The sequence below is a fragment of the Streptomyces seoulensis genome, from assembly GCF_004328625.1.
In the GTDB taxonomy this organism is placed as follows: domain Bacteria; phylum Actinomycetota; class Actinomycetes; order Streptomycetales; family Streptomycetaceae; genus Streptomyces; species Streptomyces seoulensis.
Genome location: NZ_CP032229.1, coordinates 4,773,153 through 4,786,578 on the forward strand (window position 1 = coordinate 4,773,153; position 13,426 = coordinate 4,786,578).

Here is a 13,426-nt window from a genome sequence, read left to right on the forward strand (position 1 = left end):
GTATGCAGTCAAGCAATGGTCGACACTTCGGTGCCGGGAACGGTCTCGGAAGTTCGGCCGACAACCAGGAAGAGCAGAGCGTGACTTCCCGCGACGTGCGGCAAGAGGACCCCTGGCACGACACGCTGGCCGCCGGCTGGGGTGAGCTGGACGGGGCGGGTATGCCCGCGCCGGCGGCCGTACCGCGTCCGCGCGGTGCCGCCGAGCGGGAGAGCGCGGAGGCTCGTGCCCGCGACGTGTATCTCGCGGTGCAGCAGAGCGAGGCGTTCCAGGAGGTGCGCAGCCGGTACCGGAGGTTCGTGGTGCCGGGAGCCGCCGCCTTCCTCGTCTGGTACGTGGGGTACGTGGTCACCGCGACGGCAGCGCCCGGTCTGATGGCGCGGCCCGTCATAGGGGCGGTGAACGTGGGGATGCTCGCCGGGCTGGGGCAGTTCGCCAGCACCTTCCTGCTCACCTGGGCCTACGCACGGCACGCGCGGCTGCGGCGTGACCGGCCCGCGATGGAGCTGCGCTGGGACACCCAGGAGCTGACCCGCGGCATCCAGGGAGGCTCCTCGTGACCAGCCACCACCAGATGCTGGCGCTGCTGCTGTTCAGCGCGTTCGTGGCCGTGACGCTCGGCATCACCACCTGGGTGAGCCGGCGCAGGCAGGGTTCGGCGGAGGAGTTCTACGCCGGGGGACGCCTCTTCACCCCGCTGGAGAACGGGTTCGCCATCTCCGGCGACTACCTCTCGGCGGCCTCCTTCCTCGGCGTGAGCGGACTCATCGCGCTGTACGGCTACGACGGGCTGCTGTACGGCGTCGGGTTCCTCGTGGCCTGGCTGGTCGTGCTGTTCGTCGCGGCCGAACTGGTCCGGAACTGCGGCCGGTTCACCCTCGCCGACGTGGTCGCCGCGCGGATGGCCGAGCGGCCGGTGCGGATCGCCACCGGCACCGCCTCGGTCACCGTCTCCGTCATGTATCTGGTCGCCCAGATGGTGGGCGCCGGAAGCCTGGTGGCGCTGCTGCTCGGCGGCTCCGGCGGGGCCGCGCAGGCGTGGACGGTCATCGGGGTCGGCGCGCTCATGGTGATCTACGTATCGCTGGGCGGGATGCGGGCGACGACCTGGATCCAGATCGTGAAGGCCGTCCTGATGCTGCTCGGGACGATCGTGATGACCGTGCTGGTCCTGGTGCGGTTCCACGGGGACGTCAACCAGTTGCTGCTGACGGCGGCCGAGCGCAGTGGGCACGGGGCGTCGTTCCTGGCGCCGGGGCTCAAGTACGGCGGTGACTGGACCGCGCGGATGGACTTCATCAGCCTCGGTCTGGCACTGGTGCTCGGCACCGCGGGCCTGCCGCACATCCTGTCCCGCTTCTACACCGTGCCGACCGCTCGGGCCGCGCGGCGTTCCACGGTGTGGTCGATCGGGCTGATCGGCAGTTTCTACCTGATGACGATCGTCCTCGGCTTCGGGGCGACCGCCGTGGTGGGCGCCGACGCGCTGCGCCGGTCCAACGCGGCCGGGAACACCGCGATCCCGCTGCTGGCGCTCGACCTGGGCGGCGGTGCCTCCTCCACCGGGGGAACCGTGCTGTTCGCCGTCGTGGCCGCCGTCGCCTTCGCCACCATCCTCGCGGTGGTCGCCGGGATCACCCTCGCCTCCTCGGCGTCGGTCGCCCACGATCTGTACGCGTCGCTGCGGCGCAGGCCCACCACCCCGCGTGGCGAGGTGGCGGTGGCGCGGATCTCTGCGGCCGCCATCGGTGTCGTGGCGATCGCGCTCGGGCTGCTGGCCCGGAACCTGAACGTGGCGTTCCTGGTCGGTCTCGCCTTCGCGGTGGCTGCCTCGGCGAACCTGCCGACGCTGCTGTACTCGCTGTTCTGGCGGAACTTCACCACGCGCGGGGCGGTCTGGGCCGTGTACGGCGGGCTGATCCCCGCGGTGATCCTGGTGCTGCTGTCGCCCGTGGTGTCGGGGAGCCCCGGCGCGCTCTTCCCCGGCGTCGACTTCCAGTACTTCCCGTTGCAGAACCCGGGCATCGTCTCCATCCCGCTCGGCTTCCTCGCGGGCTGGCTGGGCACGGTCACCTCGGACGAGGTGCCGGACGAGGCCAAGTACGCGGAGACCGAGGTGCGTTCGCTGACCGGAGCGGGAGCCGTATAAGCACGCCGGGCCTGGGCGGCGTCACAGCGTCACGGCGTCATGGCGGCACAGTGTCATGACGTCACGTCGTCACGGCGTCACCCAGGCGTACCGGTGCTCGGGCCGCCCGGTGTCCCCGTATCTGAGGGACAGCCGCAGGCGCCCCGCCTGCTCCAGGTGGCGGAGGTAGCGCTGGGCGGTGGAGCGGCTCAGCCCCGTGCGGGAGGCCACTTCGTGCGCCGACAAGGGCTGGTCCGCGCCGTGCAGGACTCCGCAGATGAGGTCCGAGGTCGGCTCCGTGTGGCCGCTCGGCAGCCCTGGGACCGACGGGGCGGGGGCCGTGCGCAGGGCGCCGAAGATGCGGTCGACCTGCTCCTGGCCGGTCACCCCGCCTCCGCCCACCCGGTCGACGGTGCGGCGCAGGGCGGCGTAGGAGTCGAGGCGGCCGCGCAGTGCGTTGAAGGTGAAGGGCTTCACCAGATAGTGCAGGGCGCCCAGGCGCATCGCCTGCTGGACGGTCGTCACATCGCTGGCCGCCGTGATCATGATGACGTCGGTGCCGTGGCCGTGCCGGCGCATCTGGTGGACGAGTTCGAGGCCGGTGCGGTCCGGCAGATAGTGGTCGAGCAGCACCAGGTCGATACCGCCGCGTTCGACGGCGGCCAGCGCCTGGGCGGCACTGTGGGCGCGGGCGGCCACCCGGAAGCCGGGAACCTTGCCCACGTACCTGGCGTTGATCTCGGCGACACGGAAATCGTCGTCCACGACCAGCACGTCAATCATCGGGCCTCTCCTTCAAGGCCGACGGGCGTTAAACCCGTGTTTCGGCTCCGCAGTTGTAGCGCGAGCAAAACGAGCACAACAGGTTCTTGCGAGCAAAAGAAGGGGTTGCGCGCACAAGACTGCTGCCGGAGCGGCGTCGCCCCTACCGTCCCGGTGCATGAGCGCAGACACCAGCCCCGCCATCGAGCTGAGGGGCGCGAGCAAGATCTTCAGAACCCCTTCCGGTGATCCGCACACCGCGGTGCGCGGTTTGGACCTCACCGTGGAGCGGGGCGAGTTCGTCGCCGTCGTCGGTCCGACCGGTTGCGGCAAGTCCACCACGCTGACCCTGGTCAGCGGGCTGGAGGAGCCCTCCGAGGGCGAGGTGCTGGTGGCCGGGCAGCCGGTCGACGGCGTCGGCGACCGGGTCGGCTTCGTCTTCCAGCAGGACGCCACCTTCCCCTGGCGCACGGTGCTGTCCAATGTGATGGCCGGCCCCCGCTTCCGGGGCGTGCCCAAGGCGGAGGCCAGGCAGAAGGCCCGTGAGTGGCTGGCCCGGGTCGGGCTCGCCGCGTTCGAGGACCGGTATCCGCACCAGCTCTCCGGCGGCCAGCGCAAGCGCGTCGCCCTCGCCGCGACCTTCGTCAACGACCCCGAGATCCTGCTGATGGACGAGCCGTTCTCCGCGCTCGACGTGCAGACGCGCGCCCTGATGTCGGACGAGCTGCTGGAGCTGTGGGAGGGCACCGGCTCGTCGGTCGTCTTCGTCACCCACGACCTGGAGGAGTCCATCGCGCTGGCCGACAAGGTCGTGGTGATGACCGCCGGGCCTGCGACCGTGAAGCAGGTGTTCACGATCGATCTGCCCCGGCCGCGCAAGGTGGAGTCCATCCGGCTGGAGCCCAAGTTCATCGAGATCTACCGCGAGATCTGGGAGTCCCTCGGTGAAGAGGTCCGCATCACCCGTGAGCGAGGTGCCGCCGATGTCGCCTGAGACCGTGACCCCGCCGCTCGCCGACCCCGCCAAGCCGCAGGCCCCGGCACCGTCCCGGTCGCGGGCCCAGGCCGCACGCAGGCGCCGGGTGATCGTGGTGGTGGCCCGCGTCCTGCTGCTGGTCGGCGTGCTCGGCCTGTGGGAGGGGCTGTCCCGCGCCGAGGTCATCGACCCGTTCAACTTCTCGATGCCGTCGGAGATCTGGGACCAGATCACGTCCTGGGTGCTGCACGGCACCGCGCTCGGATCCCTGGGCGAACAGATCTGGTACACGCTGTACGAGGCGCTGCTGGGCTGGGTCATCGGCGTGGTGGCCGGTGTCGTCCTGGGCATCTCGCTCGGCCGGGTCGCCTTCCTCGCCGACCTGTTCGGCCCCTACATCAAGGTGCTGAACTCCATCCCGAGGATCGTGCTCGCCCCGATCTTCCTGATCTGGTTCGGCCTCGGCCCCGCCTCCAAGGTCGCCTCGGCCGTGGTCCTCGTGTTCTTCCCGGTGTTCTTCAACGCCTTCCAGGGCGCCCGCGAGGTCAACCGCGATCTGGTCGCCAATGCCCGCATCCTGGGCGCCACCGACCGGCAGGTCACCCTCCAGGTGGTCATCCCCTCGGCCACCTCCTGGATCTTCACCAGCCTGCACGTCAGCTTCGGCTTCGCGCTCATCGGCGCCATCGTGGGCGAGTACATCGGTGCCACCCGGGGCATCGGCCTGCTCGTCGCCCAGTCGCAGGGCACTCTCAACTCCGCCGGTGTGTACGCCGCGATGGTGATCCTCGCGGTCGTGGCGCTCCTCGCCGAGGGGCTTCTCACCTTCGCCGAGCGCCGGGTCTTCCGCTGGAAGTCGTCCGACTCCGGTCACTGAACCACCGCCCCGCGCGCCGAACTCCCCGCACCCGCACAGTCCCAAGGACGTGACTCCTCATGCGCAAGCGCACCAGAATCGCCTCGCTCACCACCGCTTGTCTGCTCTCCCTCACCTCGCTCACCGCCTGCGCCAACGAAGTGGCCAGCCACGGTGGTTCGGGGGGAGGCGGCAAGGGCACCAAGGTCAAGATCATGGTCGGCGGTCTCGACAAGGTCATCTACATGCCCGCCATGCTCACCCAGCGGCTCGGCTACTTCGACGCCGAGGGCCTCAACGTGGAGCTGCTGACCGAGCCCGCCGGCGCCCAGGCGGAGACCGCGCTCGTCTCCGGCCAGGTCCAGGGCGCCGTCGGCTTCTACGACCACACCCTCGACCTCCAGGTGAAGGGCAAGTCGGTCGAGTCGGTCGTGCAGTTCTCGCACGCGCCCGGCGAGGTGGAGGTGGTGTCCGCGAAGAAGACGGGCGACATCCACTCGCCCGGCGACTTCAAGGGCCGCAAGCTCGGTGTCACCGGGCTCGGTTCGTCGACGGACTTCCTCACCAAGTACCTCGCGGTCAAGCACGGCGTCCAGGTGAACCAGTTCAGCCCGGTCGCGGTGGGCGCCGGGCCGACCTTCATCGCGGCGCTGCAGAAGGGCTCTATCGACGCGGGCATGACCACCGACCCGACCGTCGCCACGATCCTGGCCAAGAAGGCCGGGCGTGTGTTGATCGACATGCGTACGCCCGAGGGCTCGCAGGAGGCGCTCGGCGGGCCGTACCCCTCGTCAAGCCTGTACATGAACACGGACTGGGTCAACGGTCACCGGGACACCGTCCAGAAGCTCGTCAACGCGTTCGTCAAGACGCTCAACTGGATGTCCACCCACAGCGCCGAGCAGATCGCGGCCAAGATGCCGTCCGACTACTCCCAGGGCGACGAGAAGCTCTACGCGGCCGCCATCAAGAGCACCCTGCCGATGTTCACCAAGGACGGCATCATGCCGGCGCGGGGACCGGAGACCGTTGAGAAGGTGCTCAAGGCATTCAGTCCCAACATCAAGAACGCCGACGTCGACCTCGACAAGACGTACACCACCGAGTTCGCCGAGAAGGCCGCCCAGCAGGAGAAGGCCGCCAAGTAGGCGCCCGGGGGCGCGGGGTGCCTAGCTGTATTGATCACGAGCGTTGTTAACGCAGGCAGGGCTTGATCATGGCGAAGGCCCCCGTGTGTGGTGGAGGTGTCGAATCTTCACCGCACGGAGGCCTTCGTGTCCCACCGTAATGCCCGGCTGACCGTTCACGGCAGGCGACTGCTCGTCGAACGTGTCCGCTCCGGCCGTCCCGTCGCCCATGTCGCCGCCGAGATGGGCATCTCCCGTCCCACAGCCCACAAGTGGATCCGGCGCTGGCACTCAGAGGGCGAGAGCGGACTCCTCGACCGCTCCAGCCGTCCCCGCACGACACCGCACCGGACCGCAGCCGCCACCGAGGCGCAGGTCTGCAGGCTGCGACAAGAGCGCAAGCTGGGCCCGGCACGCATCGGGCCGGTCCTGGGCCTGCCCGCCTCCACCGTGCACCGCATCCTGCTCCGGCACGGCCTGAACCGCCTGGCGTTCATCGACCGCCCCACCGGGCAGGTCATCCGCCGCTACGAACGCGCCCGTCCCGGCGAGCTGGTCCACGTCGACGTCAAGAAGCTCGGCCGCATCCCCGACGGCGGCGGCCACAAGGTGCTGGGCCGGCAGGCCGGCCGGGCCCGGCGCAACAGCGTGGGCTTCGACTACATCCATTCCGCCGTCGACGATCACTCCCGCCTGGCCTACAGCGAGGTCCACGCGGACGAGAAGGCCCTCACCTGCGCCGACTTCCTACGGCGGGCCGCAGCCTTCTTCGCCGAGCACGGCATCACCCGCATCGAGCGGGTCCTGACCGACAACGCCTGGCCCTACCGCAAGAGCTTCGCCTGGCAACAGGCACTGGCCGACCTCGGCGCGGCCGGCAAACTCACCCGCATCTACCGGCCGCAGACCAACGGCAAGGTCGAACGCTTCAACCGCACCCTGCTCGACGAATGGGCCTACCAGCGGCCCTACACCACCAACACCGAACGCACCGAAGCTCTGACAGACTTCCTCCACACCTACAACCACCACCGCTGCCACACCGCACTCGGCGGCCACCCACCCATCAACCGTGTGAACAACCCTGCGGGTCAATACACCTAGAGCCCCCGCGCCTCCTCCGCCGCCGGGGCCACCGGATCGCCCAGCGCGTCCGGCAGCACCACCGTGAACTCCGCGCCACCGCCCGCCGCCGCGCCCACCGAGGCCGAGCCGCCCTGGCGTTCGGCCAGGCGCCGCACCAGCGACAGGCCGATGCCGCGCTTGCCGTGCGCGGGCGGCTCCTTGGTGGACCAGCCCTCCGTGAACACCGACTCCCGCTGCTCCTCGGGCACGCCCGGACCGGTGTCCCGTACCCGGAGGACCACGGTGCGGCCCTCGGGGCGCAACTCGGCCTCCACGCGCGCGTGCGGGGTGCCCGCGACGGCGTCGAGCGCGTTGTCCACCAGATTGCCCACCACGGTGACCAGGCCGCGCGGGTCGATCAGCCGGTCCGGCAGCCAGGTCTCCTCCGACAGCCTGAGCGCCACCCCGCGCTCGGCGGCGACGGTCGCCTTGCCCACCAGCAGCGCGGCCAGCAACGGGTCCTCGATCCGCTCCGTGACCTGCTCGGCCGTCGCCCGGTGCTCGCCGACCAGCTCTCCGATGAACTCCGCCGCGTCGTCGTACATCTCCAGCTCCAGCAGCCCGAGCAGGGTGTGCATGCGGTTGGCGTGCTCGTGGTCCTGGGCGCGCAGGGCGTCGATCAGGCCGTGTGTGGAGTCGAGTTCGCGGCCGAGGCGCTCCAGCTCGGTGCGGTCGCGCAGGGTGGCCACCGCGCCGCCGTCCTCGGTGGGCATCCGGTTGGCGACCAGGACGCGCCGGCCGCGCACGGTCAGCAGATCGGTGCCGGTCACCCGGCCGGCCAGGACGTCCGTCGTACGGCCCGCGCCGAGCGCCTCGTCCGGGGAGCGCCCCACGGCCTCGTCCCCGATGCCGAGCAACCGGCCCGCCTCGTCGTTGAGTAGCCGTATCCGGCCGCCGCGGTCGAGTGCGACCACGCCCTCCCGGATGCCGTGCAGCATCGCCTCGCGCTCCGCGAGCAGCGCCGAGATGTCGGAGAAGGCCAGGTCACGGGTCTGCCGGTGCACCCGGCGCGAGATCAGCCAGGCGGCCAGCGCACCCACCGCCAACGCGCCCCCGGCGTACGCCAGCAGGCCGGGGATCGCGCCGAGCAGCCCGGCGCGCACGCTGTCGTACGCGATGCCCACCGAGACCGCGCCGACGATCCGGTGCCCGGCGTCGTACAGCGGCACCTTGCCACGCGCGGAGCGGCCCAGGGTGCCCCGGTCGATCTCCATCACCTGGCGGCCGGACAGGGCGCGGCTGGGGTCGGTGGAGACGCGGCGGCCGACCTCCCGGGTGGTCGGGTGGGACCAGCGGGTGCCCCGCGCGTCCATCACCACGATGTACTCGGCGTGCGTGGCCCGCCTGATCCGCTCGGCCTCCCGCTGCACCGGCCCGTCGGCGGTGGGCCGGGTACGCAGGACGCCCTCGGCGATCGCCGGGTCCTGCGCGGTGGTCTGCGCGATGACCAGCGCCCGGCGCATCGCCTCCTGGTCCAGCTGTCCGCTGAGCGGCGCCAGGAAGAGCCCGGTCGCCAGGACCGCGACCCCGGCCGCGATCGTCACCTGGGTGAGCAGGACCTGCGCGAACGCCCGCCGGGGCAGACCGAGTCGCGGACGGCGGGCCGGGGGAGTGGGAGGCATGCCGAGACGGTACGCGGAACCGCGCGCGCCTCCCAGGGCGGGCGCCGTGTCAGCCCGTCAGGGCCGCCGTGTGCAGCGCCCTGATGCCGACGACGTCCATCCGCGCGGGGGTGCCCAGCACGTCCACCCCGCAGCTCTCCGGGCGCGGCGGCAGCGCGGCGGTCTGGGCCACGGTCACCTGCCAGCCCCGGCCGTCGGTGTGGCCGACGGTGACCTCCCAGCGCGGTGCGGCGCCCTCGGTCAGCACGACATGGAGCGCGTCCGCCGTGTACTCGGCCGTCGCCGCCCGTACGGCCAGTTCGGCGGCCTGGCCGGGGCGGTCCCAGGCGGAGCGGCCGCGGCAGTCCTCCAGCAGCACCTGCCCGTCCTGGGCGCGGTGCAGGGCCTCCTTGACCGTGTGCGCCTCCGCGCGGGCGTAGGCGTATCCGTACGGCAGCACGAGCACGGTCGGGGCGAAGCGATGACCACCCAGATGAGTGACCTCCCAGACGCCGGGCACGTCGGACGCGGTCAGCTCTGCGGCCAGCGGGCGGCCCAGCAGGGCGCAGCAGCGGTCGCGCTTGCCGTTGGTGCACACCAGCGCGAGCGGGTCACCGGTCTGCGGGCGTCCGCCGAGCACCGACGCGAAGGAGCGTGGGTCGCCCGCGCCCAGGGCGGCGAAGTCCAGGCCGAGGAGCCGGCGCGGGTCGCTGGTGGTGGTGCCGTACAGCCACACGTTTCCCGGAACGGTGTGGGCCACATACACCTGCCGTACGGGCGGTGTGCCGGGGTCGGCGTGGCGGCCGGGGCGTCTGATCAGCGCCACCCGTACGCCGGTGTCCTTGGCGGCGGCCTCCAGGGCGCGGCCCAGCGCGGGGTCCAGATGGCTGGCGGTCAGCGCTTTCGCGCCCCAGGGGCCCGGCTGTTCCAGCAGCAGCCACGTCGTCGCCGTGGCCGCCGTGCCGGAAACGGGCTCGTCGAGGTTCCGGGAGACGGTCGCACACCTACTCACACAGGTGAGCCTAACCTGACTTGTGGGTGGGTACGACTCAGGGTTCGGGCAACGGTCGCGGGGGTCGCGGGCCGACGTACTGGCCGCTCGGGCGCATGCGCAGCGGGCGTTCGCCGTACTCCTCCAGGGCGTGCGCGATCCAGCCCGCGGTCCTGGCCACGGCGAAGAGGGTCTCGCCCGCCGTGTCGGGCATGCCGTGGGAAGCGGTGAAGACGGCCAGGGCGAGGTCCACGTTGGCGTGCAGCGGGGTGTGCCGGGCGGTGGTGGCGACGATGTCCCGCGCCGCGAGCAGGGCGGGCTCCGCCGCCGGGAGTTGCTCCAGCAGCCCGAACAGCGCCTGCGCGCGCGGGTCCTCGCCGGGGTAGAGGCGGTGGCCCAGGCCGGGGACGCGGCGGCCGGCCCGGAGTTCGGCGGCGATCACGGGGCCCGCGGTGCCCTGGTCGAGGACTTCGAGCAGCAGCCGGTGGGCCAGGCCGCTGGCCGCGCCGTGCAGCGGGCCCTCCAGAGCGCCGAGCCCGGCCGACACCGCCGCGTAGGCGTGCGCGCGGGCCGAGGCGGCGACCCGGACCGCGAGGGTGGAGGCGGCCAGGTCGTGGTCGGCGAGGAGTCCGAGGGCGGTGTCCAGCACCCGAAGCGAGGCGTCGTCGGAGGGACGGCCGGTCAGCCTGCGCCACAGGCGGTGGGCCAGCGGGCCGTCGTCGGGATGGTCGCGGCGGGCCTTCGGGAGAGCACCGACGAGTGTCGGGATGAGTACGCGTCCCGCGCCGAGCACGGACTCCTCGGAGAGGTCGAAGCGCAGCGGGTCCTCGGCCGACGCGGCGATGGCCGCGGCGCGCAGACGGTCGGTGGGGGAGGTGTGCGCGGGCAGGGCGTTCACGGCGCGACGGGCGGCGTCCATGGTCGAGTCCGGCGCGGTGAAGGTGGCGTCGGGGACGAGCCGGCCGGTCCACAGCCACTCCGTGACCTCCTCGAACGAGTGATGCGCGGTCAGCTCCGTGGCGTCGACCCCACGGAAGTAGTACCGGCCCTCCTCGATCAAGGTGATGCCGGTCCGCACCGACAGGTCGACGCCGGAGGCCGAACTTGCCGCCGCCTCGCGCCTGTTGCGCCGGGCCAGGTCCGTCACCTCCTGTGCGTCGAAGGTGCTGGCGCGGCTGCCGGGTTCGCGTCTGCTGCTGAGCAGGCCCCGGCTCACGTAGGCGTAGACCGTCTCCGGCTTCACGCCGAGGAATTCGGCGGTCTCCTTGGTGGTCAGCCGCCCTTCGGGCCGGCTCGGGGCGAGTTCGTGAGCGCGCATGAGGGTCACGGTAGCCCTCTCTGGACAGATGGATGGTTGACATTGATTAAATCAACGTTGACAGGAAACTGGTCAAGCATGGACAGTCGGATCAAGTTCAGGGAGGAACATGATGTCCAGCAACAGGACCGCACCCCTCGTCCAGGTACCGCGCGGACTCGCCGGTGTCGTCGTCACCGACACCGAGATCGGCGACGTCCGGGGGACCGAGGGCTTCTACCACTACCGCCAGTACTCCGCCGTCGAACTCGCCCGCACCCGCGGCTTCGAGGACGTCTGGCACCTCCTGGTCCACGGCGACCTCCCCGACCCCGGCCGGCGGGCCGCCTTCACCGCCGAGGTCGCCGGATTGCGGCACCTCCCCGAGGAGGTCCGCGAGGCGCTGCCCGCCGTCGCCGCCGCGAGCCGCGCCGCCGGCCCGCTCGCCGGACTCCGTACGGCCCTGTCCCTGCTCGGCGCGGCCCGGGGCTTCCGGCCCGTGTACGACATCGACGCGGACCGGCGCCGTACGGACACCCTCGCCGCCTGTGCCGCCGTGCCCACGCTTCTCACTGCGCTTTACCGGCTCGGACAGGGACTTGAGCCGGTCGAGCCCCGCATTGATCTGTCGTACGCCGCCAACTACCTGTACATGTTGACCGGCGAGGAACCCGGAGCCCGACAGGCCCGTGCGGTCGAGCAATATCTCATCTCCACCATTGACCACGGTTTCAACGCGTCAACCTTCACCGCCCGCGTCATCGCCTCCACCGGCGCCGACGTGGCCGCCTGCCTGGTCGGCGCCCTCGGCGCGCTCTCCGGCCCCCTCCACGGCGGAGCGCCCAGCCGCGCCCTCGACACCCTCGACGCGATCGGCACCCCCGACCGGATCGACCCCTGGGTCCGCGAACGCGTCCTCGCCGGTGACCGGATCATGGGCTTCGGCCACGCCGTCTACCGGACCGAAGACCCCCGTTCCCGCATGCTCCGCGAGATCGCCCTCGGCTTCGGCGGCCCGCGTGTCGAGTTCGCGGTGGAGGTCGAGCGGCAGGTCGAGGCGATCCTCGCCGATCTCAAGCCGGGCCGTGAACTGCACACCAACGTGGAGTTCTACGCCGGAGTGGTCATGGAACTGTGCGGTCTGCCCAGGGAGATGTTCACCCCGACCTTCGCCGCCGGACGCGTCGTCGGCTGGAGCGCCAACATCCTGGAGCAGGCGGCCGACCCGAAGATCATCCGGCCTGTGGCCCGCTACGTCGGCCCCCGGGCACCCGTGCCCGTCCCGGCGGCGCCGACCCCGGTGCCCGCCCGTACCTGAGCCCCCTCGCCGCCCCCCCGCTGAGGCGCCCCCTCGTACCGCCACAGCTCCCCGCCCCCTTCGTATCCTGGTCGGACAGTCCGTCCACCGGACGCCACACGGCCGCACGCCGGGGGCGGCGCCCGGCGAGAACCGTGGGAAGGGTGCCACCCGTTGGCGAACAGCCGTAACGCGCAGATCCCGGTCGTCGTGCTGGCCGGGTTCCTGGGGTCCGGGAAGACGACGTTGCTCAACCATCTGCTGCACCGCAGCGGGGGCAGCCGGATCGGGGCCGTCGTCAATGACTTCGGGTCGATCGAGATCGACGCGATGGCCGTCGCCGGGGCGCTCGGCGACTCCACCGTGTCGCTCGGCAACGGCTGCCTGTGCTGCGCGGTCGACGCGAGCGAGCTGGACACCTACCTGGCCAGGCTCGCCGCCCCCGCCGCCGGGATCGACGTGATCGTCATCGAGGCCAGCGGGCTCGCCGAGCCACAGGAACTGGTGCGGATGGTGCTGGCCAGCGAGCAGCCGGAGATCAGGTACGGCGGGCTCGTGGAGGTGGTGGACGCCGCCGAGTTCGACGACACCCGCGCCCGGCACCCCGAGATCGACCGGCATCTCGCACTGGCCGACCTCGTCGTCGTCAACAAGCTCGACCGCGCACCCGACGCCGACCGCGTCCTCGCCCTGGTCCGCGAACTCACCGAGGGCGCCGTACTCCCCGCCACCTACGGCCGCGTCGACCCGGAGTTCCTCTTCGACTGCCGCCCCAGCGAGGAGCGCGTGGGCCAGCTGTCCTTCGACGACCTGCACAGCCACGGCGGCGAGCACGAGGGCGGCGGACATCTGCACTCCGCCTACGACACCCTGTCCCTCACCTCGGACGCCCCCATGGACCCCCGCGCCCTGATGCGCTTCCTGGACGCCCGCCCGGAGGGCCTGTACCGGATCAAGGGATACGTCGACTTCGGCGCCCACGACCCCGCGAACCGGTACGCCGTACACGCCGTCGGCCGCTTCCTGCGCTTTCTGCCCGAGCCCTGGCCGTCCGGCGCGGACCGGCTCACCCAGCTCGTCCTGATCGGCACCGGCATCGACGCCGACGCCCTGGCCAAGGAGCTGGACGCCTGCCGGGGCGGCGCCGAAGAGACCGCCGGGGACGACGATCAGGCCATGTGGGGCGTACTCCGCTACGTGCCGGGCTCCGAGGACGAACCCGGCACACCGTAGCGGCGGCTCATCCCAGCGCCCGGCACAACGCGG

The 13,426-nt window shown here is 71.7% G+C and carries 12 protein-coding genes; 8 read left to right on the forward strand and 4 right to left on the reverse strand.

The features are described 5' to 3' along the window. Nucleotides 1-2 precede the first annotated feature (2 nt). A complete protein-coding gene (locus D0Z67_RS22160; protein WP_078873660.1) occupies nucleotides 3-560 on the forward strand; it encodes a DUF485 domain-containing protein in 558 nt (185 codons plus the stop codon). Beyond that, nucleotides 557-2,149, forward strand: coding sequence for a solute symporter family protein (locus tag D0Z67_RS22165; protein ID WP_031183545.1), 1,593 nt, complete (start codon nucleotides 557-559; stop codon nucleotides 2,147-2,149). The genes D0Z67_RS22160 and D0Z67_RS22165 overlap by 4 nt, the downstream gene beginning before the upstream one ends. Before the next feature lie 69 nt (nucleotides 2,150-2,218). Here the strand turns inward: D0Z67_RS22165 and D0Z67_RS22170 are convergent, their stop codons facing one another. Beyond that, nucleotides 2,219-2,911: a response regulator gene (locus tag D0Z67_RS22170; protein WP_031183546.1), complete on the reverse strand. Its 693-nt coding sequence runs from the start codon at nucleotides 2,909-2,911 to the stop codon at nucleotides 2,219-2,221. A 157-nt stretch (nucleotides 2,912-3,068) separates the two neighbouring features. Between D0Z67_RS22170 and D0Z67_RS22175 the strand changes: the two genes are divergently transcribed. From D0Z67_RS22175 to D0Z67_RS22190, 4 genes are all read left to right on the forward strand, one after another. Further along, nucleotides 3,069-3,884 (forward strand): ABC transporter ATP-binding protein, encoded by an 816-nt coding sequence (locus D0Z67_RS22175; RefSeq protein WP_031183547.1) that lies wholly within the window; start codon nucleotides 3,069-3,071, stop codon nucleotides 3,882-3,884. Further along, nucleotides 3,874-4,743, forward strand: a complete 870-nt coding sequence (locus D0Z67_RS22180; protein ID WP_031183548.1) for an ABC transporter permease — start codon at nucleotides 3,874-3,876, stop codon at nucleotides 4,741-4,743. The genes D0Z67_RS22175 and D0Z67_RS22180 overlap by 11 nt, the downstream gene beginning before the upstream one ends. Before the next feature lie 59 nt (nucleotides 4,744-4,802). After that, on the forward strand, nucleotides 4,803-5,870 hold the full coding sequence (locus D0Z67_RS22185; protein WP_031183549.1) for an ABC transporter substrate-binding protein: 1,068 nt from the start codon (nucleotides 4,803-4,805) through the stop codon (nucleotides 5,868-5,870). A 126-nt stretch (nucleotides 5,871-5,996) separates the two neighbouring features. Next, a complete protein-coding gene (locus D0Z67_RS22190; RefSeq protein ID WP_131589622.1) occupies nucleotides 5,997-6,953 on the forward strand; it encodes an IS481 family transposase in 957 nt (318 codons plus the stop codon). On the opposite strand, the gene D0Z67_RS22195 is transcribed toward D0Z67_RS22190, so the two are convergent. From D0Z67_RS22195 to D0Z67_RS22205, 3 genes are read right to left on the reverse strand one after another with little or no spacing between them, the layout of a single operon-like run. Then, complete coding sequence (locus D0Z67_RS22195; RefSeq protein ID WP_051888118.1) at nucleotides 6,950-8,596, reverse strand: ATP-binding protein; 1,647 nt, start codon at nucleotides 8,594-8,596, stop codon at nucleotides 6,950-6,952. The genes D0Z67_RS22190 and D0Z67_RS22195 overlap by 4 nt on opposite strands. 49 nt (nucleotides 8,597-8,645) lie before the next feature. Continuing rightward, the gene (locus D0Z67_RS22200) at nucleotides 8,646-9,587 is read right to left on the reverse strand and encodes a sucrase ferredoxin (protein WP_031183465.1); all 942 of its coding nucleotides are present in this window, start codon (nucleotides 9,585-9,587) and stop codon (nucleotides 8,646-8,648) included. 37 nt (nucleotides 9,588-9,624) lie between these two features. Further along, nucleotides 9,625-10,884, reverse strand: coding sequence for a citrate synthase (locus D0Z67_RS22205; RefSeq protein WP_031183464.1), 1,260 nt, complete (start codon nucleotides 10,882-10,884; stop codon nucleotides 9,625-9,627). Between the two features lie 112 nt (nucleotides 10,885-10,996). On the opposite strand from D0Z67_RS22205, the gene D0Z67_RS22210 reads away from it, so the two are divergent. Both D0Z67_RS22210 and D0Z67_RS22215 read left to right on the forward strand, forming a co-directional pair. Next, nucleotides 10,997-12,181, forward strand: coding sequence for a citrate synthase/methylcitrate synthase (locus tag D0Z67_RS22210; RefSeq protein WP_031183463.1), 1,185 nt, complete (start codon nucleotides 10,997-10,999; stop codon nucleotides 12,179-12,181). 153 nt (nucleotides 12,182-12,334) lie between these two features. Continuing rightward, nucleotides 12,335-13,393, forward strand: coding sequence for a CobW family GTP-binding protein (locus D0Z67_RS22215; protein ID WP_031183462.1), 1,059 nt, complete (start codon nucleotides 12,335-12,337; stop codon nucleotides 13,391-13,393). Nucleotides 13,394-13,426 lie beyond the last annotated feature (33 nt).